At 47.6% G+C, this 23,440-nt stretch carries 19 protein-coding genes, 1 tRNA gene and 1 pseudogene; 19 read left to right on the top strand and 2 right to left on the bottom strand.

The window, feature by feature from the left end; all coding sequences use genetic code 11:
- Positions 1 to 170 precede the first annotated feature (170 nt).
- From pyrR to C0Q44_RS27295, 19 genes and pseudogenes are all read left to right on the top strand, one after another.
- A complete protein-coding gene (gene pyrR, locus C0Q44_RS27385; protein WP_258166587.1) occupies positions 171 to 788 on the top strand; it encodes a bifunctional pyr operon transcriptional regulator/uracil phosphoribosyltransferase PyrR in 618 nt (205 codons plus the stop codon).
- Positions 733 to 1,644, top strand: a complete 912-nt coding sequence (locus C0Q44_RS27380) for an aspartate carbamoyltransferase catalytic subunit (RefSeq protein ID WP_105410390.1) — start codon at positions 733 to 735, stop codon at positions 1,642 to 1,644. The genes pyrR and C0Q44_RS27380 overlap by 56 nt, the downstream gene beginning before the upstream one ends.
- Before the next feature lie 125 nt (positions 1,645 to 1,769).
- Positions 1,770 to 3,074 (top strand): dihydroorotase, encoded by a 1,305-nt coding sequence (locus tag C0Q44_RS27375; RefSeq protein WP_105410312.1) that lies wholly within the window; start codon positions 1,770 to 1,772, stop codon positions 3,072 to 3,074.
- Positions 3,075 to 3,478: 404 nt separating this feature from the next.
- Positions 3,479 to 4,621, top strand: coding sequence for a glutamine-hydrolyzing carbamoyl-phosphate synthase small subunit (carA, locus tag C0Q44_RS27370; RefSeq protein WP_105410311.1), 1,143 nt, complete (start codon positions 3,479 to 3,481; stop codon positions 4,619 to 4,621).
- 1 nt (position 4,622) lies between these two features.
- Complete coding sequence (carB, locus tag C0Q44_RS27365; protein WP_105410310.1) at positions 4,623 to 7,841, top strand: carbamoyl-phosphate synthase large subunit; 3,219 nt, start codon at positions 4,623 to 4,625, stop codon at positions 7,839 to 7,841.
- 102 nt (positions 7,842 to 7,943) lie between these two features.
- Entirely contained in the window at positions 7,944 to 8,684 is a 741-nt protein-coding gene (gene pyrF / locus C0Q44_RS27360; protein WP_105410309.1) for an orotidine-5'-phosphate decarboxylase, read from the top strand.
- Positions 8,681 to 9,322, top strand: coding sequence for an orotate phosphoribosyltransferase (pyrE, locus tag C0Q44_RS27355; RefSeq protein WP_105410308.1), 642 nt, complete (start codon positions 8,681 to 8,683; stop codon positions 9,320 to 9,322). The genes pyrF and pyrE overlap by 4 nt, the downstream gene beginning before the upstream one ends.
- Before the next feature lie 291 nt (positions 9,323 to 9,613).
- A complete protein-coding gene (locus tag C0Q44_RS27350) occupies positions 9,614 to 10,537 on the top strand; it encodes an ABC transporter ATP-binding protein (protein WP_258166586.1) in 924 nt (307 codons plus the stop codon).
- A complete protein-coding gene (locus tag C0Q44_RS27345) occupies positions 10,500 to 11,615 on the top strand; it encodes an efflux RND transporter periplasmic adaptor subunit (protein WP_105410306.1) in 1,116 nt (371 codons plus the stop codon). The genes C0Q44_RS27350 and C0Q44_RS27345 overlap by 38 nt, the downstream gene beginning before the upstream one ends.
- Positions 11,615 to 14,529, top strand: a pseudogene (locus C0Q44_RS27340) (ABC transporter permease). Before C0Q44_RS27345 ends, C0Q44_RS27340 begins: the two are co-directional and overlap by 1 nt.
- 2 nt (positions 14,530 to 14,531) lie before the next feature.
- The gene (locus tag C0Q44_RS27335; RefSeq protein WP_105410305.1) at positions 14,532 to 15,395 is read left to right on the top strand and encodes an ABC transporter ATP-binding protein; all 864 of its coding nucleotides are present in this window, start codon (positions 14,532 to 14,534) and stop codon (positions 15,393 to 15,395) included.
- Between the two features lie 22 nt (positions 15,396 to 15,417).
- The gene (locus C0Q44_RS27330; protein ID WP_105410304.1) at positions 15,418 to 16,869 is read left to right on the top strand and encodes an ABC transporter substrate-binding protein; all 1,452 of its coding nucleotides are present in this window, start codon (positions 15,418 to 15,420) and stop codon (positions 16,867 to 16,869) included.
- A 123-nt stretch (positions 16,870 to 16,992) separates the two neighbouring features.
- Complete coding sequence (locus tag C0Q44_RS30425; protein WP_181151199.1) at positions 16,993 to 17,166, top strand: hypothetical protein; 174 nt, start codon at positions 16,993 to 16,995, stop codon at positions 17,164 to 17,166.
- 198 nt (positions 17,167 to 17,364) lie between these two features.
- Positions 17,365 to 17,438, top strand: a tRNA-Ile gene (locus C0Q44_RS27320).
- Between the two features lie 232 nt (positions 17,439 to 17,670).
- Positions 17,671 to 18,096, top strand: a complete 426-nt coding sequence (locus tag C0Q44_RS27315) for a hypothetical protein (protein WP_105410303.1) — start codon at positions 17,671 to 17,673, stop codon at positions 18,094 to 18,096.
- 209 nt (positions 18,097 to 18,305) lie between these two features.
- A complete protein-coding gene (locus C0Q44_RS27310) occupies positions 18,306 to 19,856 on the top strand; it encodes a hypothetical protein (RefSeq protein WP_105410389.1) in 1,551 nt (516 codons plus the stop codon).
- A 130-nt stretch (positions 19,857 to 19,986) separates the two neighbouring features.
- Complete coding sequence (locus C0Q44_RS27305; RefSeq protein WP_181151193.1) at positions 19,987 to 20,802, top strand: alpha/beta fold hydrolase; 816 nt, start codon at positions 19,987 to 19,989, stop codon at positions 20,800 to 20,802.
- A 262-nt stretch (positions 20,803 to 21,064) separates the two neighbouring features.
- Positions 21,065 to 21,178 carry a YjcZ family sporulation protein gene (locus C0Q44_RS27300; RefSeq protein ID WP_105410301.1) on the top strand — a complete coding sequence of 38 codons (114 nt, stop codon included), beginning with the start codon at positions 21,065 to 21,067 and terminating at the stop codon, positions 21,176 to 21,178.
- 158 nt (positions 21,179 to 21,336) lie between these two features.
- Positions 21,337 to 21,666 carry a DUF1904 family protein gene (locus C0Q44_RS27295; protein ID WP_105410300.1) on the top strand — a complete coding sequence of 110 codons (330 nt, stop codon included), beginning with the start codon at positions 21,337 to 21,339 and terminating at the stop codon, positions 21,664 to 21,666.
- 110 nt (positions 21,667 to 21,776) lie between these two features.
- Here the strand turns inward: C0Q44_RS27295 and C0Q44_RS27290 are convergent, their stop codons facing one another.
- Positions 21,777 to 23,003, bottom strand: a complete 1,227-nt coding sequence (locus C0Q44_RS27290; protein WP_105410299.1) for an MFS transporter — start codon at positions 23,001 to 23,003, stop codon at positions 21,777 to 21,779.
- Positions 23,004 to 23,145: 142 nt separating this feature from the next.
- Complete coding sequence (locus C0Q44_RS31950) at positions 23,146 to 23,334, bottom strand: DUF6199 family natural product biosynthesis protein (RefSeq protein ID WP_105410298.1); 189 nt, start codon at positions 23,332 to 23,334, stop codon at positions 23,146 to 23,148.
- Positions 23,335 to 23,440: the final 106 nt, after the last annotated feature.

Below are 23,440 nucleotides of genomic sequence, written 5' to 3'. Positions count from 1 at the left end.
GATACATCGTTTTTGCTGCGGCAAATAAGCGATGCATCCCCGAGAGTAAACTTTCTTCAGAGCGGTCTGAAGTTCGGAGACTCCTTGCCAATAAACACGGCAAGGAGTCTTTTTTGTTCTCCTGGTCACGGGGCCATGATCTGAAGGGAAATCCTGAGGAGGCTGAACGCATGAACACAGAGACACATGTCATTATGGATGAAACGGCGATCCGCCGCGCTTTAACACGGATTGCCCATGAGATATTAGAGAAAAACAAAGGAATTGACGATTGTGTGCTGATCGGTATCCGTACACGAGGGGTATACCTCGCAGAACGGATCGCCGCAAAGATTGAAGAAATCGAAGGCGCCAAAGTCCCCTGGGGTGAACTGGATGTGACCCCTTACCGCGATGACCGCTTGGAGGAGAATCAAGTAAATCGCAAGGAACTGTTGATCATGACACCTGAATCACTTTCCATTCATAACAAAAAAGTGATTTTGTTCGATGATGTGCTTTATACCGGACGGACGATTCGCGCAGCGATGGATGCCCTGATGGACTGTGGAAGACCGCAGAACATTCAGCTAGCTGTACTCGCAGACCGAGGACACCGGGAACTTCCGATACGACCTGATTTTATCGGCAAAAACGTGCCGACTTCCAAATCAGAGGAGATCGAAGTTGCGCTCATGGAAACGGACGGACAGGATGAAGTCAGAATTACACAGAACCGGGGGAGCAGGCATGATGATTACACAACCAGCATTGAAGGACCGGAGCTTGCTTGGACTAAAGGAACATAGTCGTGGAGAGATCGAGTCGATTTTGAACAGAGCAGCTCATTGGGAAGCACAGAAAGAGAAACTGGTTCCCGTACTGGAGTCACGCTTTGTTGCCAACATGTTCTTCGAGAACAGCACGCGTACTCGCTTCTCGTTCGAAATGGCGGAGAAACGCCTCGGTGCACAAGTACTGAACTTCACGGCAGCTGCTTCAAGCGTGGAAAAGGGAGAATCCATCTATGATACGGTAAGAACACTTGAATCGATGGGTATTGATGCAGGGGTGATCCGGTTAAAACCGGCAGGTGTTCTGCAACAACTGGCTCAAAAAGTGAGTGTTCCGCTTGTGAACGCCGGAGACGGCAACAATGAACATCCTACGCAGGCGTTGCTGGATCTATACACCATGCGTAAGGCGTTTGGCGAACTGAAGGGCTTGCGCGTCTCCATCATTGGAGACATCCTGCACAGCCGTGTGGCTCGCTCCAACCTGTGGGCCCTGCAAAAGTTTGGTGCTGATGTACGCTTCTGTGCACCGCAAACGATGCAGGCACCGGAACTCGCAGAGCATGCTCCTTATGTCGGTCTTGAAGAAGCGCTGGATGCAGATGTAGTCATGATGCTTCGTGTTCAACTGGAACGTCATCAACATGGCCTGATTACTTCGGCTGAGGATTATCGCGAACACTACGGATTGACGGAAGAACGGGCATCGCGCCTGAAACCAAGCACCATTATTATGCACCCTGCTCCAGTGAACCGTAACGTCGAAGTTGATGACGTGGTCGTGGAGAGCGCAGCATCACGGATCTTCCCGCAGATGGCTAACGGCGTTCCCATCCGCATGGCGGTTATGGAACGCGCGCTGAAACTGTAACAGGGTCTGGCTATGGGTCATAGGCTGACGGGACGGCAGTTCTTATAGAGCAATAAGAGAGTACACGATACATCATTCATCCGGCTTGCCTGATGAGCTGGACAGAACCGAAGCGGAGGACAATTATGCTACAGATTATAAAGAACGCGAACATCTTGAATCAACAAGGGGAACTAGAACGGAAAACCATCATTATAGATGAAGGCAAAATTAAAAAGATAGCTGGAGCGGAAGATGAAGTTGTATTGAATGCAGAAAAGTCGGCAGAACTTGTGACGGATGCATCAGGCAAACTGGTCATTCCCGGATTGATCGACATGCACGTACATCTGCGCGAACCTGGATTCGAACACAAAGAGACGATCGAGACAGGTGCACGTTCCGCAGCGCAAGGCGGTTTTACAACGATTGCCTGCATGCCAAACACAAGACCGGTCACAGACACTCCCGAAGTCGTGAAACTCGTGTTGGACAAAGCTAAAGAAGCTGATCTGGTTAAAGTGCTTCCTTATGCAGCCATTACGAAGAGTGAACTTGGTCGTGAACTTACGGATTTTGCAGCACTGAAAGAAGCAGGTGCGATTGGATTCACGGATGACGGTGTAGGCGTACAAAATGCGCAGATGATGAAAGACGCCATGAGCCTCGCGGCAAGCATGGATATGCCGGTTATCGCTCACTGTGAAGACGATTCATTGGTTGTAGGTGGTTATGTGACGGAAGGTGAGTTTTCGAAACGTCACGGGATCAAAGGCATTCCGAATGAATCCGAAGCCATCCACGTGGGTCGGGATATCCTGCTTGCAGAAGCAACCGGTGTACACTATCATGTGTGCCACGTGAGCACTGAGCAATCGGTTCGGCTGATTCGTCTGGCGAAGTCTATCGGCGTTAAAGTGACTGCTGAGGTATGTCCGCACCATCTGGTGTTGTCGGATGAAGATATTCCTGGTATGGATGCGAACTGGAAAATGAATCCACCGCTTCGCTCACCACGCGACGTTCAGGCTTGTATCGAAGGTCTGTTGGACGGAACATTAGACATGATTGTAACGGATCATGCGCCGCACAGTGAAGAAGAGAAAGCCAAGGGCATGGAACTCGCACCATTCGGAATTGTTGGATTCGAAACAGCCTTCCCGTTGCTGTATACGAAGTTTGTAGAAACAGGACTGTGGAGTCTGGACTTCCTGGTGAAACGCATGACTGCTGATCCGGCACGTGTATTCCGACTGGATACAGGCAAGCTTGAAGAGGGAGCACCAGCAGACATTACAATGATTGACCTGAACGAAGAAAAAGCAGTTGATCCTGCAACGTTCGCAACGAAAGGAAGAAACACTCCATTCACAGGCTGGAAGCTGAAAGGCTGGGCCGTACAAACATGGGTGGATGGCAAGAGTGTATGGAGCAACACTGTACAACAATAAAACAGTAATTGGCTAAACCGATATAGCAATTAGATCATCAAGTTACGAATGATCAATCATACAACTAATCTTCATAGCTCTAAATTTACAACTTTTACACTCGTAACATCTTTAGAACTAACTCGAGGCAGATCATGCCGAGAGTCCAATATACGAAACAAAGCAAGGTTGAATGTCATGATTTTGAACTTGTGCGCCACATTAGCTTACGAAGTGGACAGAAAGGACCCTGAAAAGTGAAGCGTTCGCCTTTATCACCGGATTACACCATTTGAAAATGGATCAAAGTAATCCGGGGATAACAGCGATTGAAGGGTTTTCTGTCCACGGAGTGCCACGCTACTGTATGCTAATGTTCAACCCAAATGAGTTCAACATTGATAAACACAGAGGAGTGAAATGGGATGCAGGCACAGGCGAGATTATTGTTGGAAGACGGCACACTGTTCACCGGGAAAGCATTCGGTGCTGAAGGTGAAACTACAGGTGAAGTCGTTTTTAATACGGGAATTACAGGCTATCAAGAGGTGCTTTCGGATCCTTCTTATTGCGGTCAAATTGTAACCATGACGTATCCGCTGATCGGAAACTACGGCATTACACGTGATGACTTCGAGTCGATTCGTCCATACGTGCACGGTTTCGTTGTGCGTCGTCATGAGCCTACGCCAAGCAACTGGCGTGCGGAATACAGCGTGGATAATCTGCTTAAAGAATACGGTATCGTAGGAATCAGTGAAATTGATACACGCATGTTGACTCGCCGGATTCGTCACCACGGCACAATGAAGGGAATTCTCACAACAGGATCGAAGCCTGTGGAAGAGCTGCTGGAGATGATGGGGGACACCACGATCGCTGAACTGCGTAACCAAGTGCCACTGACTTCCACGGAGCATATATACAACAGCCCAGGAACGGCTGAACGTATCGTCCTTGTGGATTATGGTGCCAAAACAGGGATCTTGCGCGAACTTAGCAAACGTAACTGTGACGTTGTTGTTGTTCCACATGATGTGACAGCAGACGAGATTCGCCGCCTGAACCCGGACGGGATTCAATTGTCCAACGGCCCTGGGGACCCAAAAGATGTACCTCATGCGGTTAACATGATCAGTGAACTGCTTGGCGAATACCCCATCTTCGGCATCTGTCTGGGTCACCAGTTATTCGCACTGGCAGCAGGAGCAGATACCGAAAAACTCAAGTTTGGACATCGTGGAGGAAATCACCCGGTGAAAGAACTAGAGAGTGGACGTTGCTTCATTACATCCCAGAACCATGGATTTACTGTAAACGAAGAGTCTGTGAAGAGCACGGATCTGGAAGTTACACATATCAACAATAATGATAAGACCATTGAAGGTCTGAAACATAAATCTTTCCCGGCGTTCTCGGTTCAATATCACCCAGAGGCAGCTCCGGGACCTTACGACAATAACTATCTGTTCGACCGCTTCATTGAGATGATTCGTGAACACAAAATCACTAACCCGCAAAAACCGCGTCAAGCCGCATTGGCAGCCGCAGTGAGAGGAGCACAATAACATGCCGATTAACAAAGATCTCAAAAAAATTCTGGTGATTGGTTCTGGTCCAATCGTCATCGGTCAAGCGGCCGAGTTCGACTATGCCGGTACACAAGCCTGCCAGGCACTGAAAGAAGAAGGCGTGGAAGTTGTACTTATCAACAGCAACCCGGCGACCATCATGACGGATACCAATATGGCTGACAAAGTATACATTGAGCCAATTACACTGGAGTTTGTAACCCAAATCATTCGTCAGGAGCGTCCAGATGGCTTGCTGCCAACACTGGGTGGTCAGACAGGTCTGAATATGGCTGTGGAACTGGCACGTGCCGGAGTTCTGGAACGGGAGAACGTGAAATTGCTGGGTACGCAACTGACTTCCATCGAGAAAGCGGAAGATCGTGATCTGTTCCGTGATCTGATGCGCGAACTGGAACAACCTGTACCTGATAGTGTAATCGTCACGACACTTGAAGAATCACTTGTTTTTGCAAATGAGATTGGTTATCCAATCATCGTGCGTCCTGCTTATACCCTTGGCGGAACGGGCGGCGGAATCTGTGCGAATGAAGAAGAACTGCGCGAGACTGTTGCAGCGGGAATTCGTTACAGTCCGATCGGACAATGTCTGGTTGAGAAGAGTATTGCGGGCATGAAAGAAGTCGAGTATGAGGTAATGCGTGACAAGAACGATAACTGTATCGTGGTCTGCAACATGGAAAACTTTGACCCGGTAGGTGTTCATACAGGGGACAGTATTGTCGTAGCACCAAGCCAAACGCTGTCAGACCGTGAGTATCAAATGTTGCGTTCAGCTTCCCTGAAAATCATCCGTGCTCTTAATATCGAGGGTGGATGTAACGTACAGTTCGCCCTTGACCCGCACAGCTTCCAATACTATGTTATCGAAGTAAATCCACGGGTAAGCCGTTCATCCGCTTTGGCTTCCAAAGCGACAGGATATCCGATTGCGAAGATGGCTGCCAAAATTGCCATGGGTTACACATTGGATGAAATCGTGAATCCGGTAACGGGTCAAACTTATGCTTGCTTCGAGCCTACACTGGATTATATCGTGAGCAAAATTCCTCGCTGGCCGTTCGACAAGTTCATCTCGGCGAACCGTAAACTGGGAACTCAGATGAAAGCTACAGGTGAAGTTATGGCCATTGGCCGGACATTTGAGGAGTCGATTCACAAAGCGGTCCGTTCCCTTGAAATTGGCGTACACCGCCTCTACCTGAAGGATGCAGAAACGCTGGATGAAGCTACGTTGAATGAGCGTTTGATCAAAGCGGACGACGAGCGGATCTTCCTGATTGCCGAAGCATTCCGCAGAGGATATACATTGCAACAGATTCAGGATCTGACCAACATCGATTGGTGGTTCCTGGACAAAATTGAAGGTCTGATTGCATTCGAAGATCGTATTCGCGAAGAATCTGAATTGTCTTCCGACATTCTGTATCAAGCCAAACGCCTCGGATTCACCGACCGGGCCATTGCCGAGCTGCGTGCTCAAGGTCAACCTGGAGGCACATTGACGACAGAAGCTGAAATCAGAACTCGCCGTGAACAGGAGAACCTTCGTCCAGTCTACAAAATGGTAGACACATGTGCAGCTGAATTCGAAGCAACAACGCCATATTACTACTCGACATATGAAACAGAGAATGAAGTAATCCCTTCAGACAAGAAAAAAGTCGTGGTACTAGGTTCCGGCCCAATCCGGATTGGTCAAGGAATTGAGTTCGACTATTCCACGGTTCATGCTGTATGGGCGCTTCAAAAAGCAGGTTATGAGGCAGTAATTATCAACAACAACCCGGAGACGGTGTCTACGGACTTTAATACATCCGATCGTCTGTATTTCGAACCTCTGTTCTTCGAGGATGTCATGAACGTCATCGAACAGGAGAAGCCAGTAGGGGTTATCGTACAGTTCGGTGGTCAAACAGCAATCAACCTGGCAGCACCACTGCGTAATGCCGGCGTAACGATTCTTGGAACAGATCTGGAAAGCATTGATGAGGCGGAGGATCGCAAGAAGTTTGAGCGTCTACTCTCCCGTCTGGAGATTGCACAGCCAAAAGGCAAAACGGTTACTTCCGTTGATGATGCGGTTGAGACGGCACAAGGTCTCGGTTATCCTGTACTGGTTCGTCCTTCGTACGTCTTGGGCGGTCGCGCCATGGAGATTGTATACTCTGACGCGGAACTACTGACTTACATGGAACAGGCGGTTAAAATCAACCCGGATCATCCGGTACTGATCGACCGCTACATGATGGGTAAAGAGGTTGAGGTGGATGCCATCTGTGATGGTGAAACGGTTCTTGTTCCAGGCATTATGGAACATATCGAACGCGCAGGCGTTCACTCCGGTGACTCCATCGCGGTATATCCGCCACAACACCTGTCTCTGGAATTGAAAGAGAAGATTATAGAGATTACGATCAAGATTGCAAAAGAATTGAAAACGATCGGTCTGGTCAACATTCAATTCGTCATCCATGATGGCCAAGTGTATGTCATTGAGGTGAACCCGCGTTCATCCCGTACGGTACCATTCCTGAGCAAAGTAACCAACATACCCATGGCTAACCTGGCTACACAAGCTATTCTGGGTGTGAAGTTGAAAGACCTGGGTTATGTCGATGGCCTGTGGCCTGAGTCGGATCATGTGTCCGTCAAAGTTCCGGTCTTCTCCTTCGCGAAGCTGCGTCGTGTTGAACCAACTCTCGGACCTGAGATGAAATCCACAGGTGAGGTAATGGGTCGTGACCCGAATTACGCCAAAGCGTTGTTCAAAGGTCTCATCGGGGCTGGAATGAAGATTCCAGCAACCGGAGCGATTGTAGTCACTGTAGCGGACAAAGATAAGGATGAAGCCGTACCTTTGCTCGAAGGTTTCTACAGACTGGGTTACAAAATTATGGCTACTGGAGGAACGGCAGCTGCGCTTGAAGCAGCGAACATTCCGGTAACGACGGTGAACAAATTAAGCGAAGGTTCGCCAAACATTCTCGATATGATTCGCAGCGGGGAAGCGAACTTTGTCTTCAACACACTCACCAAAGGCAAAACACCGCAGCGTGACGGATTCCGTATTCGTCGTGAAGCGGTAGAGAACGGCATTGTGTGTATGACTTCCCTGGATACGATTCGTGCGCTGCTGATTATGCTGCAAACGATCAACTTCTCCTCTGAAGCCATGCCGGCCTTTATAAAATAAAAGTACACTGATGAAGGACATCAGTCAGCCTGCGGGCTGGCGGGATGTCCTTTATATCGGGCAAAAACGGAAAAATTGAGGAAGTGAAAGGGGCGCTGGGATATGAATCACCCGAATTTCAATGAAATGGCTGGACGTCTGATGGTGGCACTGGATTATCCTGGAGCGGAAGAAGCTCAAGAATTGGTACAAGCTCTTGAGGGCATCCCCTGTTATCTCAAAGTGGGCATGCAGTTGTTCTACGCCGCAGGGCCAGAATTTATTCGCGAGCTGAAATCCAAAGGCTATTCCGTTTTTCTGGATGTGAAAATGCATGACATTCCCAACACGGTTCGTGGCGGGGCGGAGAGCATCACACGTCTGGGTGTGGACATGTTCAATGTGCACGCAGCGGGTGGAGCCAGCATGATGCGTGCAGCGCGCGAGGGAGCAGATGCGGCGATGGCTGTTGATCCTTCCTTACACAGACCCGAGATCATTGCTGTCACGCAGCTGACCAGTACGAGTCTGGAGACCATGAATAACGAGATCGGCATTCCGGGCAGTGTGGAAGCTGCTGTTGTTCATTATGCAGGACTGGCTCAGGAGGCAGGACTGGATGGAGTAGTTGCTTCTCCATTGGAAGTACCTGCGATTCGGGCAGCGTGTGGCAGTGAATTTCACACCGTTACACCGGGCATTCGTCCGGCTGGGAGTGGTCTGGGAGATCAGACGCGTGTCTTGACGCCGGGTGAAGCTATTGCCAGAGGCAGCCATTACATTGTTATAGGCAGACCGATTACAGGCGCCCCGAGTCCACGTGAAGCGGTAGAAACCATTTTGAAGGAGATGTTAAACGCATGATCGAACTAAGCGCAATTCCGAACCATATTGCCTCCCAACTGTTGAAAATCAAAGCTGTGGCGCTGCGTCCGCAGCAGCCATTTACCTGGACATCCGGCATCCAATCCCCGATATACTGTGATAACCGGTTAACGATGTCTTATCCCGAGATTCGTAATGATATTGCTGAAGCATTTGCCACGATTATTCGTAATCAATACCCGGATGCAGAAGTCATCGCAGGTACGGCAACCGCAGGGATCCCACATGCAGCCTGGGTAGCTCAGAAGCTGAATCTGCCAATGGCGTACATTCGGGATAAAGCGAAAGGACACGGCAAGGAGAACCTGATTGAAGGTCTTATTGCCGAGGGACAGAAAGTGATTGTCATTGAAGACCTGATTTCTACAGGGGGAAGCTCCATCAAAGCGGCAGAAGCTGTACGTACAGCAGGTGCAACGCCACTTGCCGTACTTGCTATCTTCAGCTACCAGCTCGATAAGGGTGTTAAAGCGTTTGAAGATGCAGGAATTCCGCTGCAAACCTTGTCTAACTACACCGCTCTGATGGATGTGGCTTTGGCTCAGGGAACGATCCAGGAGAGCGATTTTGAATTGCTTAAATCGTGGCGTGAAGATCCTTCTTCATTTGGTAAATAATATCAGTGACCGTTCCGAAATGGGTCCATTGTTAAACGGTATCAAAATTGTAATCATTGCCGCCATAGCGGCAAAACCATTGAATATATTAAGAGGCATCCCGCACTTTGGGGTGCTTTTTTCGTTTGTTCATCAAAATATTAACTTTTTCACGCTACCGTTGTAAAAAGCTTGTAACTTTTAGTGGTGAACGGTCGTTTATAATTCAGTGTAGGTTGGAACAGATTTCTAGTTTTAGGGAACTTGAAGAAATGAACGGGATTTCAAGAAAGGATGAGCGTGATTGCTGGCATGAAGAAATTATTTTCGAGGAAGAGACCTGCCAAGAGCCAGTCAGGCGATGAACATCAATCGGGAGAAACCCAGCTGGAGGCATCAACGGAGTCGGGAGAAAATACATACACGAATGAACCTGTACTCCCAACAAGTGGGCCGTCTCCGCATGATAGTCTAATTAGTTCGGACGAAGTGGCAGTTGCCACTGCCGTTGATGAACCCCAGAAGAAGGTTACACCCAGGAAGGAGTTGCTGCCTCCCTATGATGGACCTGTATTGGAGGTTCGTAATGTACATCGCAGTTTCCAGACAGGCAGTCGTATCATTCATGTGTTGAAAGGTATTGATATGGAAGTGAATTCGCAGCAACTGGTCATGCTCAAGGGGCGATCAGGCTCTGGTAAAACAACGCTGCTGAATATGCTCGGCGGGTTGGACCAGCCTTCCAGTGGAGACATCTTGTTCTCTGGCCAGCCTCTCCAGGATTGGGGTGATCGGCGGCGGACCGCACTGCGGCGCAAAGAGATCGGTTTTATTTTCCAGGCGTATGCGCTTATGCCCTTATTGTCTGCTTGGGAAAATGTAGAGCTGTCGCTGCGTATGGCAGATGTGCCACGAGCCGAATGGAAGGAACGGGTTGGTCATTGTCTGGACTTGGTTGGACTATCCAAACGGGTGAAACACCGTCCTTTCGAGATGTCCGGTGGAGAGCAGCAGCGCGTAGCTATAGCCAAAGCCATTGCCCATAGACCCAGATTGTTGCTGGCAGATGAACCTACGGCAGAACTGGATTCCAAGATGGGCGCACAGGTCATGGCCGTGTTCCGCAATATTATTGAAGTAGAACAAGTAACGATATGTATGACTACACACGATCCTACGATTTTGGAGGTTGCGGACCATGTTTATGAAATGGCGGACGGTAGATTTATCAAGTAAAGGTGCCGCTCCGAAGAGGGGGAAACGTGCGGCCCTTATTGTGATTGGTGCAATAATGGTTGCGACGATGTCTGGGTGCTCATTGCTGCCGTCAGAAACAGAGGAAGAAGTGTTACCGCCCATTACACCGCCAACGATTTCCAAGAAACCGGAATATGAAGTCCGGACGGAAACGCTGGAGAAAAAAGTAAGCGGTAGCGGCAAAATGATGAGTCAGCGGGAAGAGAAGGTATACTTCACGCTCGATGGTATGCATGTCAAAGAGTTGAATGTTAAACCGGGGGATAAAGTGAAAAAGGGTCAACTTCTCGCTGTACTTGATGTAGAGAGTGTGGAGAAAGAGATTCGTGGCAAAAAGCTTCAGATTCGTAAGTCCGAAGTTCAAATGAAGGAAACCCTTCGCAAGAAGGATGAGATGGACCCGGTGGAGTTCGAAGAATCCACGATTGCGTTTGAAGAACTGCGGCAGGAACTGGCTGATCTGGAGGAAAAACTGGGCAAGGCCACGCTGAACGCTCCGTTTGGTGGCACCGTTATTGCTGTGCAGGTAGAGAAAGGTGCAGCGGTGAAAGCGTATGACCCGATTGCTACGATTGCGGATACATCGAATCTGGTTGTGGCAGCTACCTTTGCCAAGGAAGATCTGGAGAAGTTCTCTGCGGGTATGAAGGCAGAGGTGGATATTAATGGAGCTGGTAAAGTCGCTGGCAAAATTAAAGTAATGCCTGTGGCTGTAGCTTCCGAAAGCGGCAGTGGCGGCGGTTCAGGTTCGGGAGAAGGAGGAACACCTCCAACCAAAGAAACGCTGGATAAATATGTGATCGTTACACTTGCGAAAATGCCAAAAGGCGTGGAACGGGGTACACCTCTATCCGTTTCGATCGTAACGCAGCGTACCAAGAACGCGATTGTGATTCCTGTATCGGCTCTACGCTCCATCGGTTCAAGAACGTACGTGCAAGTTGTCGAGAGTGATGGCAGCAAACGCGAAGTGGACGTGGAGGTTGGACAGCAGACGTCAACGGATGTCGAGATTCTGAAAGGCTTGACTGTAGGCCAGAAAGTAGTAGGGCGCTAATGGGGCTGCCATTGCTTCGGCTGCTGTTCCGCAAAATGTGGAACACGCGCTGGATGACCTTCAGCACACTGATCGGATTGATTGTGGCGGTAGCGTTCACCGTCAGTATTCCAATGTATGCCGACGGTGCACTGAAACGGGTTGTAGCGCAGACCCTGCAGGATAACAGTGAAGGATTGCCAGCCGGTTCATTGCTTATGAGCTATCAGGCCCCTGGTGGAGTGAAGACAGACACTCGGGGTCTGGACGAAGTGGATCGTTATATTCGGGAGGATGTCCCTCGTGAAATCGGGTTTCCATTCCATACGTATGTGAATTCCAGATCCATTCGCAGCACAGAGGTGAGTCCGGAAGATCCAACCAAAGTGGATGCCAGTCGGGTGCGCAGCATGAGTATGGGCACGATGAGCGGATTGGATGCACAGGTGAACTACTCTGCCGGAGTAAAGCCTGGCAACCAGGTTAAGGGTGACGTTATCGAGGCGGTCATGTTGGAAGAAGGCATGTACCGTAATGATCTGCACATCGGCGATATTCTGGAATATCCGGTGTATAGCGGTCTAGATATTACTCTACGTGTCAAGATTACGGGCTCCTTCAAGGCAGATGATCCGAACAGCCCTTATTGGGTACAGGGATTTGACGGCATGATGAATGGACTTTATGTGGAAGAATCGGTCTTTAACGATGTATTGCTGAAGGAAAAAGGCATTCCGCTGCAGAATTCACGCTGGTATTATGCGTTTGACCTGAAAGAAATTCAAACCAGCCAGCTATCAGGCCTGACTTCCATGCTGGAAAGGCTGGATATCGATCTGTATCAGCGGCTGAAAGATACAAAAGTGGACATTACCTTCGGTGATCTGCTCAAGCAGTTCCGAAGTCAAAGTCTGCAATTGCAGACGATGTTGTTTACTTTGGCAGCGCCGATGATTGCAATGGTCTTTTATTTTATCGCGATGAACGCGAGACAGTCTTTGCAGAAGCAGGAGAGCGATATTGCTGTATTGCGTAGTCGTGGCGCTTCAGCCCGTCAGATTTTCTCCCTCTACTTGCTTGAAGGCATATTTCTGGGCGTAATTGCGTTGGTTATCGGACCATTGCTCGGCTGGTTTATGGCAAAAAGTATCGGTTCAGCAAGCGGATTTCTGTCATTCGTGGATCGAAAATCCATTCCGATCGGCATTTCGAAAGAAGCCATTCTTTTGGGTGTGGCAGCAGTGCTTGTTGCAATCATCGCCTCACTGATTCCGGCGATAACCTATGCACGGGCGACCATAGTGTCGGCCAAGCGGCGGCAAGCACGTACAGATCGTGCTCCGGTATGGCAGCGCTGGTTCCTGGATGTTGTACTGCTGGGTCTGGCCGGTTATGGGTACTACCTGTTCTATGAAAGACAGATGTTGACCTTCCAGACCGGGATGACAACGGATCAATTGCAGGTACAACCGTTTCTGTTCTTTGTACCCGCACTCGCGATCTTTGCGTTGGGATTGTTCTTCCTGCGGTTATTCCCATGGATCTTGAAGCTGATCCAGCTGATCGGTCGCAAGTTTCTACCCGTGCCGCTGTATCTAACATTAACGCAGCTATCGCGATCATCATCTTCTTATTATCCGTTGATGATCCTCCTTGTATTGACACTGGGACTTGGAGTGTACAACTCGGCAGCGGCTCGGACCATTGAACTGAATTCCACCGAGCGTACCCTGTATCGTTATGGTTCCGATGTAATCATGCAGACCGTCTGGGAAGGAACGCCTGAGGTTAAGCCTACGGGTTCCGGTCAGAATGGCGGATCAGGTGGAGGCCAACAAGGTGGGGGCAGCGGTGGCGGAGGTTCTGCTGGTGGCGGCGCTCCCGGCGGAGGAAATGGTGGTGGAGGTGGAGGCGGCGGTTCGTCGCAGCCATCCAAAATCATTTACTCTGAACCGCCATTCGAAGTGTTCCGCAAGTTAGACGGCGTTGAACATGCAGCAAGAGTACTGCAGACCAAGGGTAACATTATTGTCTCCGGTAAATCGGGCGGGCAGGGGATGCTGGTTGGTATCGATAACGTGGACTTTGCACAGGTGGCATGGTTCCGTAATGATCTGTTCCCGGCACACCCATACAAGTATCTCGACTTGCTTGGTAAATATGAAGGGGCGGTATTGATTTCTTCCAAATTTGCTGACAAGTTTAAGCTCAAAACCGGAGACCTTGTCTCCATGGGGGTGCAGGGGCAGGCGATTGAATTTGTAGTCTTCGGGATCATTCCTTACTGGCCTGCCCAGTATCCGGATCAGATGCCATTCTTCGTGGCCAATCTGGACTATATCTATGATCAGGTTCCGTTGATTCCCTATGAGGTATGGCTGAAAATGGAACCTGACGCCAAAGTAGCTCCATTAATGGAGAAACTGGCAGCAGAAGGGATTGAGTTATCTTCGGTGCGTGACGTACGCACCGAATTGGTCACTCAGGGCAAACATCCGTCACGGGGGGAGTCTTCGGGATTCTGAGCCTTGGATTCCTGGTATCCGTGATCATCTCGTTGATTGGATACGTTCTGTACTGGTTCTTTAACCTGTCCGGACGTGTGGTACAGTTCGGGGTATTACGTGCGATGGGTCTGTCCCGGGCGCAACTCAGCGGAATGCTGCTGTTGGAACAGGTATTCACAGCGGGTCTGTCCATCCTGCTTGGTATTGGCATCGGTCAGGTATCAAGTCGATTGTTCCTGCCATTCCTGCAAACGACGGATAATGTGTCTGCACAGGTACCGCCGTTTAGGATTGTCTTTGAACAGCAGGATATGTTGCAGCTGTATGGGGTAACCGTGGTTATGCTGGTCATCGGTGCAACGATGTTGCTATGGCAGATTCGTAGACTGCGAGTTCACCAGGCGGTCAAAATGGGAGAGGAGAGGTAAACGTGATCCAATGCGAAGGACTTGTCAAAATTTTTAAATCCAGCGATGTGGAAGTCGTTGCCCTTCAGGGCCTCAACCTGACTGTCAATCAAGGTGAAATGATGGCGATTATCGGGAACAGCGGTAGTGGTAAATCCACGCTGCTTAATATTCTGGGTGGACTGGATCGTCCGACTGCGGGTACGGCTGTCGTCGGAGATTGGGATCTGCTGAAAATGACAGATGCCCAATTGGTCGAGTACAAACGGCACACAGTAGGTTTTATCTGGCAAAATAATGGCCGTAACCTGCTGCCCTATCTCACGGCTCTGGAGAATGTGGAGACACCCATGATTCTTGGAGGCAAGCGTGATCGCGCTTACGCGCAGCAGTTGCTGGAATGGGTTGGGCTCAAGGATCGGATGCACAACAAGTTGCATCAACTGTCCGGAGGAGAGCAGCAGCGGGTCGCGATCGCGATCTCATTATCCAATCGTCCCAAGATTCTGCTTGCAGATGAACCGACAGGCTCGGTCGATTCCGAGACGTGTGATACGATCATGGGAATTTTCCGCAGAATGAACAAGGAACTCGGGGTTACGATTGTCATCGTTACCCATGACTTGACGCTCGCTGGTAAGGTAGATCGGATCGTTGCAATTCGGGACGGCTTGACGAGTACCGAGTTTGTGAAGCGCAATCCGAATCTGGATGATGAGCATAGCTTGTCTGAAGCGGGTATGCCGGACATCCACGAAGCTTTTGTGATTATTGACCGTGCAGGACGTCTGCAGGTGCCTAAGGAGTATCTGGAGGCCTTATCCATTGATAACCGCGCAACATTGGAATTTGACGGTGAACGTATTGTCATTACTCCACCAAGATAACTTTTAAGAGGGGAATTGTGAAATGAAGAACAGGTTGTGGGGAAAACGTGTGCTGGCCGTCATGGCTACAGCAACATTGGCGCTGCCGCTAATTGCCGGTTGTACCGCAAGTGAGGCAAAGAATACGGAGCAGCGTGTATTGCGCGTGGCTACGATGTGGGGAGGACAGGATGACAGTTACTTCCGTCAGCAATTTACCGATGCTTTTGAACTGACACATCCCAATGTAACCATTGAGATTGTAGCTGCTGTTGATCAGAGTAGCATGTATGGTTATGGCAACACGGAAGAGCAGCAGGAAGCTCCAGATACGATGGAAAGTCTGAAGAAGATTATGACAGGGGATAACCCGGTTGACGTCATTGTGGCCGATACCTCCACAGTCAAATCATTAATTCAGGAGAATCTGGTGAAACAGCTGGATCCGTTGATGCAGGAAGACAAGTTTGACACGAGTGACATTGTTCCTAGCGTACTGGAAGGAATTAAGGATCTTGGAGATCAAAGCATCTATGCACTGACACCAACGTTCTCCGCTTCCGCTTTGTTCTATAACAAGGGGATGTTTGAGAAAGCCGGCGTAGAACCACCAACGGACAATATGACTTGGGATGATGTTTTCAATCTGGGTACCCGGCTTACGAAGGGCGAGGGTAAAGACCATGTATTTGGTTTCTCTTTCACCACATATCAAGGTGGTTCGCCTTACTACTCCATGCAACAGTACTACAGCTCTTTGCAGCTGAAAACGTTTGACGACAAAGCAGAGAAAATGACAGTGGATTCTCCTCAATGGGAGAAAGTATGGAGCACGATCAGCAAACTTGCGATTGACAAAGTGATCCCTAAAGGCGACGAACCACAGGATCAGGACCCGAATGGACGTTATAATCCAGTTCAGGGTGATCTGTTCCTGAGTGGCAAGTCAGCCATGGTCATTGGCGATTACAGCTATATTAATCAATTGATTGATGCGAATAAAAATGCGGATAAAATGAAAGACTTTACAAAATTTGACTGGGATGTGGTCACCCCTCCAGTGCATCCGGAAGCTCCCGAGATTGGTGGCAGCATCTATCTGAGCAATCTCATGGCAATCAATAGTGCCGCTCAGAACCCGGATGATGCGTGGGAACTGATCAAGTATATGAACAGTGAAGACTGGGCCAAGATCAAGGCACGTAGCAGCTATGAAATGGTATCCCGGAAGAGCTTCATTAAGCCAAAAGATGGCTTGGATTACAACATTCAAGCTTTCTATTCACTAAAACCTATTCCTCCAACGAATACGAATCTGGATAAAATGTATCAAAAGTCCCCAGGCTTATGGCAAGTCAACGAAAAAGGCATGGAATATTTCACGCAGGTACTGGAGAATAAAAAGACACCAAAAGAAGCGCTCGGCGAGTGGGCAGCTAAAGGAAACGAGATGCTGGAGAAATTGAAGAAAGACCCTAAAGCCACGTTCCAATAAGATTTGATGTTATAGGTAGTATAATTACAAGTATAGCCGCCAAAGATTTTAATCTTTGGCGGCTATTTTTAGGTGAATGGGGTATTCTACAAAAAGCAGGAATAAATGACGACTCCGGAAAGGATGAGTGGTATGCACTGGGTATATTTCAGCAAGTTATATGTAACCAAATTTCAGGCAGGATGTCTGGCCAAACGTATGGAGCAAGATGGGTGGATCTATGGTCATAATGAACCGGCAGAAGTCGAAGTTTATCGTTCACGCAAAGGCCGTTACGGTGTACGTTTTATTCCCTGACATTACCCCTTGACTATAGGGTAGCAATGGTGTATATTAATTAAGTCGCTGTTTTAATATTTCTTACTGACGCGGGTGGAGCAGCCCGGTAGCTCGTCGGGCTCATAACCCGAAGGCCGCAGGTTCAAATCCTGCCCCGCAATTTAGTTTTACCTAGATGATTCACAGCCATCATCTGCACGTTATACATTATGTTTAGGGCCCTTAGCTCAGTTGGTTAGAGCGGTCGGCTCATAACCGATTGGTCACAGGTTCGAGTCCTGTAGGGCCCATACTCGTAACCCCCTTGTATATCAAGGGGGTTTTTTCTATCTTCATATTTAATATGTCGAGTAAAGTGTAACCTGAACTTATATGTGAAATTCTAGCAGAATGTTTACTTTCTGAGCTTACACAGTCTTAGGTTTTCTATTAAGCCCTTTTTATAAATGCTAGTAGTATGTCCATGCCATATACCAAATCTCGAATATACTATCCTATTCCAACCCATAGGAGGTAGATTTCATGAGTCAATTTATTGATGCAAGAACTTCGCAGAATGCGAGCTTGGCGAACTCGATCGCAATACCCATCCTTGTGATTAACACACCACAATTATTTGGGCAGATTGGTCTGGTCACAGGTGGCAGCATTGGAGCTAACCCACGGGTACAGTTCAAAGGAACCGTTTCTGTACAAGTTCCATTAGCCGTTGCTGGAATAACCATTACAATTGTCAGAGGAACATTGTCAACAGATCCGGTTATTTATTCTGCAACTTCCACGTTTAGCTTGAGCATCCTGGCGCCTCAGATTATTACCTTCTCTGCCGATGACTTCAATCCGCCAATTACCCCGCAATTGACGTACACTGCATTTGTGAGCTCTAACTTGTTGGGTACGGTCCGTGTAGGTCCTGAGAACTTTGACGGAGTGTTGTACTCGGACTAATACTGAGCTCTCTTGCATCCAAATGAACCAGATCAATAGTGTTCTTAAAAATCAAACACATCACACACCTGCCCTAAAAAGCAGGTTTTTTTCTTGTTGAAGGGGAAAACGGAACGTGCATCGAGTAAACAGGGTTCTATGATATAATGCATTACAGAGATTGAATGGTATTCGAAGAAATTAGTGATAGAAAGCAGGTTTCCATTTTAATGACATCTAATGAAAGTCAACGTTTTCGTTACAGTGAAGCTCCGGTCTGGGATTGGCAGAGAGCTTATTACGAACAGAAGGGGCTACAGGCTTGGACAGAGAATCAGGTGCCTCAATATATTACGAATAACCCGATGATTGCAACGGCATATGCTGAGATGATTTTTGGATATCTTCAGGATCTCGCGAACAAGGGACAGACCACCGAGACTGTGACGATTCTGGAACTTGGGGCGGGCGTGGGGCGTTTGGCACATCAAATCCTCGTAAAATTGATTGAGATAAAGGATTTTGCTGGAATAGAGCTGCCTTCTTTCAGATATGTGATGACTGATCTAGTAGCAGAGAATGTGATAGGTTGGAGAGAACATCCATCTATGCAATCCTTTATTCAACAAGGTATATTGGATTTTGCACGTTTTGACGCTGTAGAGGATACGGAGTTGAAGCTGGTCGTAGCGGGCACGGTTATTCGTCCGGGTGATCTGAAACAACCCTTGTTGTTGATTGCCAATTACTTTTTTGACAGCATTCCGCAGGAATTAATCTATATTGGAGATGGCGAGATATATGAGTGTGATCTGCTTGTTCAGTCTCCGGATCGTCGTCTTGATCTTGACCCTGCTGAGATGTTGAAGAACATGAAGCTGAGTTATGAGTATCGTCGGGCGCCCGAATACAGTGCAGATAACTATCCGTATTCGGAACTGATCACACTGTACAAGGCGGAGCTGGAGGATTCACACATCCTTTTCCCTGCCATTGGCTTGTCCTGTCTGGAACGGTTGAACAAGTTGTCACAGGCGGGTTATCTGTTGATTACCGCAGATAAAGGGGATCATCGGCTGGATAACTGGAAATTCGCAGAGCCACCTGAATTCGTCCTTCACGGGAGTTTCTCTTTAACGGCTAACTACCATGCCATTCAATATGTCTTGGAACAACAGGGAGCACATACTCAATTCACAACACATCATTATAAAGATCTGAATGTTGGGTACATGTTGATGGTAGAAGAACCGATGAATTATGTGAACACGCGGCTGGCCTACCATCGATTTGTTGAACGTTTTGGACCGGATGACTTTTTCAGCATGAAACAATGGGTAGATCAACAGATTGAACATATGGAGTTGAAGCATATTTTACCGTTCTGGCGTCTGGGGGGATATGATGCTGAGTTCTTAATTCATAGTGCTACGCACATTTCCAGTCTTCTTCCTGATGCAAGTGATGAGGAAATGCTCGATATTCAGTCTGGAATTCATGCGATGTGGTCGTCCTACTATGTGATGGAGCAGCAAGGGGGACTGGCGTTTCTGGCAGGGCAGTTATTATATGAGATGTATATGTATGAGGATGCGAAACGGTTTCTGGAGATATCGTTGGATGCAGATCCGAGTAACCATAATTCAGCGGTCTTATACGACTTGGCCGTGTGCTGTTATGAACTTGAACTGGAAGAAGAAACATTGGCCTATACCCATAAAGTGCTTGCCCTGGAACCTGATCATGAGGAGGCAGGGGATTTACTGAGAAGTTTCGAGTGATGGTTTTTTTTATCGAAATTTATATCAGATGAGCACAAATAGATGAATATAATTCTTTAATTTACACAATGATCCATTTTATATATACTTTTCATATAATCTTTTTCAATATTTTAAGGAGGATATGTATATGAAGAGTAATTTAGTTTTGATTTTGACTTTTTGTCTCGTGTTTCTAATTCCTTCAGAATTAGTAGAGGGAAAACCCAGCCAGATCGGTTCCAGTGGTTTGTATGAAGTAAGTAATGGAGTATCATTATATGCTGAAATACAAGGAGTACCAAATTCTCTTCCCACGGTGGTTTTTATTAGTGGTTATGGAGATAGTTCATCTATCTGGTCGAAAGTTCAGCCTGAAATAGCGAAGCATACATTGACGGTGTCCTATGATCGTGCCGGACTTGGACTTAGTGGAGAAACAAATAAAGATAAAACGACGAAACAACAAGTGAAAGAATTGCATAAGTTACTTAGAAAAGCCAATATACCTGGTCCCTATTTATTAGTGGGGCATAGTATCGGAGGTTTGAATGTCAGAGCATTTGCTGATCGTTATAATAATGAAGTGGCTGGGGCTGTTCTGATTGATTCTTCTCATGAAAATCAGGAAGCAGCAATTATGGCAACACTGCCGCCGGAGTTTATTGACTTATACAAGTCGCAGTTTTCAGCAGAGGGTGATTATGCGGAAGTGATGAAGAGCTTTTCATTTGTTGCTAAGATACGCTCACATGATGCATTGCGCCATATTCCATTAACGGTAATTTCGGCAACGGAACACGGAATGGGTCTTGAGATGGAAGTGATCTGGGCTGAGCTGCAAGAAGATCTGGCTGCTCTATCCGATAAAGCCAATCACATTACCGTTGAGGGTTCTGGTCATTACGTACATTTAGAGAGTGCTGAACTTGTTGTAGCAGAGATCCATTCATTGCTAAGGGATTGAAGTAGAGTACCTGATGGAGAGGCTGTTCTCGAATCCAGAAGTGATACACGGACACGTCTGATTGTTCTGGACAGAGGAATTACAGACTCTTCAAGTCAGAAGACGCGAGAAAACCACGTGAAGATTACCGTCATTCCATCTGTTTAATTCATCAGGCAAGAATCCAGGATGAATGGACAATGAACTTGCCGAATCGCCCTGTCAATTGCGCGGAATACGCATATGTTATGGCATACCTTGAAATTCAAAGGAGGCCAATCAAATGAGTCAAGTTGGATACGGTTGTTGTAATGTTGGTGGCGGATGGACTTCCACAAGTGCAATTCTCGTGCTGTTCATCCTGCTCGTGATCATCACTAAATCTTTCTGGCTGTAAGTCACGCTTAGAATCTTGCAGGTACTAGCTCCGCTGAAACTTCGGCGGGGCTTTTCCTATTTGGAGAAGTATGATATGCCGTCCATGACATTTGACAACTGAAAACAATGTGCTTAAAATCACGTAAGAGACTATTAACAGAGATTGAAGGGATAGCAATGCCGTTTATTCGCTTTAAAGGATTCACAGGTCCTCAGCTAGAGGAAGTTGTACCCCAAATTACAGAGCAAATGGCCCTAATTACTCATATTCCACAAGAGAGAATGAAGGCCGAGCGTCATGATGTACAAGCGCTAACACCTTCTCCAGCTTCTATAGAGATTCTGATGTTTCAACGTGACCAGGAGATTCATAACCGGATAGCATCGTCGTTGCAGGCTATTTTGGAAGAAGCGTACATGCCGGAAGTGCATATTTTCTTCAATATATTATCCCCCGCTTTGTATTACAAACAAGGTAAGCCGCTGACCGATTATCGATTGGATTGAGACTGGCAGGAGGTCTGAGCGGACTTCAACAGATGTATGGGTTAAAAAAGCCGCTTCCGATCTTTCTCGGAAACAGCCTTGGACGAGCAGATATTGCTCGTCTTTTTGCTTTATTTATTTTTCGTATATTTAGCAGGCTGTTGCCCTCTGTGAACCCGGATTAACGATAAAGAGCATATTGCAGACGTGATAAATAAGGCTCCACCGATAAGATATACCCACCGAATATCCAGTTGATCCGCAATAAGACCAAAGACGACCGTGGATATACACATGACCGTGGAGATCAGGACGCTATGTACGGCGTATACCTTGGACAGAGATTCGACAGGTACACTGTTCTGAAGCGCTGTCTGCTGGGCCTTATTATGAACCTGGTGAGTTAGACTGATCAGTACACATAATACCAAAGAGACCCAGGGTAGACTGTTCAACCCATAAAAGATGGTCAACAGGCTGAGGAGAAGAGAACCAATGGTCATGCTGGCGATCAGGTGCTTCTGAATACGTTTGACCAAAGCAAGAGCCAGAATGCCGCCGAGAATGCTCCCAACAGAATAACTTGAGTTCATGAGTCCCCACCAACCTTCTCCTTGACCCAGAGCTTCTTTCACAAAGGCCAGTGTGAGCGCGCCGATCCAGATGGAGCCAGCAAGACCCAGAGCAATGTCTATAAGCGTAATCAGGCGTAAGGTTGGGTTATTCCAAAGTATCCACCAGCCTTCTCGCAATACATTCCGTGTAGCGGCAGATTTCTCGGGTTGTTCTGTAATATCTTTTGTGAGTGAGCCAAAGCTAATCATGAAGATTAGAACGGCCCAGGACAGACTTGTAGCTGCCCAGAATGTTTGAGGTGCTCCCCAGTTCATCACAGCGAATCCTGTGACAGCATACCCCACAATGATTACGGTGTGACTGGAGAATGAGAGAAGGCTATTGGCCTTCACAAGGTCTTCTCCCTGAACCAATCGTGGGGTTAACGTACTCAATAACGGAGATTCCCATCCGTCCAAAAAGGATAGAATGATAATACTTATATACAGAAGCGGCATATTTGAGGTCAAGTGGGTAAACGAAATCGCTATTCCAGTCATGATTATTGTTTTGGCTATGGGAATGCTGATCATCAGTCTGGAGAATACGATACGGTTCACAAGCATCGGCATAGTAAATCCTGCTGTTATGCGAGTGATCATCTGAATGAATGGAAACATCGCAGCAAGGAGTACCGACCCAGTCTGTCCGTAAATAAACGAAGTGATGACCATAATATAAATGACGTTAATAAGCGAGAGCAGCGTTTTAGCAGCCCAGTAAGGATAAAATGCGATGTTCATGCCAAGGTGTCCTTTCCGAAACGATATATCTATATTACGGGCATTATCATCATCGCACCACAAACAAAGTTATCATTTTCCCGTCATTACAACACAAAAAAACAGCTGTCCAATAATGACAGCCGTCTTTGATTCCTATAGTTCATGCCATTGTGAGTGTAAAGGCGACAAGCAACATAAGCAGGCTGGTCATTCGGACCATAGCCATATAGGGTCTGCTGGGCTCGGTTTCGCCCCGTGAGATCCAGCCGTATCGCAGATACCAGCCAAATTTGGGGAAACAGAAATTGATGATGCAGAGTATCATGAATATAAAAAAGAGGGTTCTCATACCCATCTTCCTTCCTTATCCTACATAACGGACCTTGAGCTTAACGTCTGCGTCGGGTAAAGATGACTACAATCAAAATAATAATAATGATCATTAACAGAAATTT

Origin of the sequence: Paenibacillus sp. PCH8 (assembly GCF_002968835.1) — a bacterium.
GTDB lineage: Bacteria > Bacillota > Bacilli > Paenibacillales > Paenibacillaceae > Paenibacillus.
The sequence above is the reverse complement of the archived record's forward strand: the minus strand, read 5'-3'. Positions and strand labels throughout refer to the sequence as shown.

Bases quoted from the DNA above. Each gene is read 5' to 3' on its own strand.
- pyrR (WP_258166587.1), top strand. From the start codon at position 171: ATGAACACAGAGACACATGTCATTATGGATGAAACGGCGATCCGCCGC.
- C0Q44_RS27380 (WP_105410390.1), top strand. From the start codon at position 733: ATGATTACACAACCAGCATTGAAGGACCGGAGCTTGCTTGGACTAAAG.
- C0Q44_RS27375 (WP_105410312.1), top strand. From the start codon at position 1,770: ATGCTACAGATTATAAAGAACGCGAACATCTTGAATCAACAAGGGGAA.
- carA (WP_105410311.1), top strand. From the start codon at position 3,479: ATGCAGGCACAGGCGAGATTATTGTTGGAAGACGGCACACTGTTCACC.
- carB (WP_105410310.1), top strand. From the start codon at position 4,623: ATGCCGATTAACAAAGATCTCAAAAAAATTCTGGTGATTGGTTCTGGT.
- pyrF (WP_105410309.1), top strand. From the start codon at position 7,944: ATGAATCACCCGAATTTCAATGAAATGGCTGGACGTCTGATGGTGGCA.
- pyrE (WP_105410308.1), top strand. From the start codon at position 8,681: ATGATCGAACTAAGCGCAATTCCGAACCATATTGCCTCCCAACTGTTG.
- C0Q44_RS27350 (WP_258166586.1), top strand. From the start codon at position 9,614: ATGAAGAAATTATTTTCGAGGAAGAGACCTGCCAAGAGCCAGTCAGGC.
- C0Q44_RS27345 (WP_105410306.1), top strand. From the start codon at position 10,500: ATGTTTATGAAATGGCGGACGGTAGATTTATCAAGTAAAGGTGCCGCT.
- C0Q44_RS27330 (WP_105410304.1), top strand. From the start codon at position 15,418: ATGAAGAACAGGTTGTGGGGAAAACGTGTGCTGGCCGTCATGGCTACA.
- C0Q44_RS30425 (WP_181151199.1), top strand. From the start codon at position 16,993: ATGAGTGGTATGCACTGGGTATATTTCAGCAAGTTATATGTAACCAAA.
- C0Q44_RS27315 (WP_105410303.1), top strand. From the start codon at position 17,671: ATGAGTCAATTTATTGATGCAAGAACTTCGCAGAATGCGAGCTTGGCG.
- C0Q44_RS27310 (WP_105410389.1), top strand. From the start codon at position 18,306: ATGACATCTAATGAAAGTCAACGTTTTCGTTACAGTGAAGCTCCGGTC.
- C0Q44_RS27305 (WP_181151193.1), top strand. From the start codon at position 19,987: ATGAAGAGTAATTTAGTTTTGATTTTGACTTTTTGTCTCGTGTTTCTA.
- C0Q44_RS27300 (WP_105410301.1), top strand. From the start codon at position 21,065: ATGAGTCAAGTTGGATACGGTTGTTGTAATGTTGGTGGCGGATGGACT.
- C0Q44_RS27295 (WP_105410300.1), top strand. From the start codon at position 21,337: ATGCCGTTTATTCGCTTTAAAGGATTCACAGGTCCTCAGCTAGAGGAA.
- C0Q44_RS27290 (WP_105410299.1), bottom strand. From the start codon at position 23,003: ATGAACATCGCATTTTATCCTTACTGGGCTGCTAAAACGCTGCTCTCG.
- C0Q44_RS31950 (WP_105410298.1), bottom strand. From the start codon at position 23,334: ATGAGAACCCTCTTTTTTATATTCATGATACTCTGCATCATCAATTTC.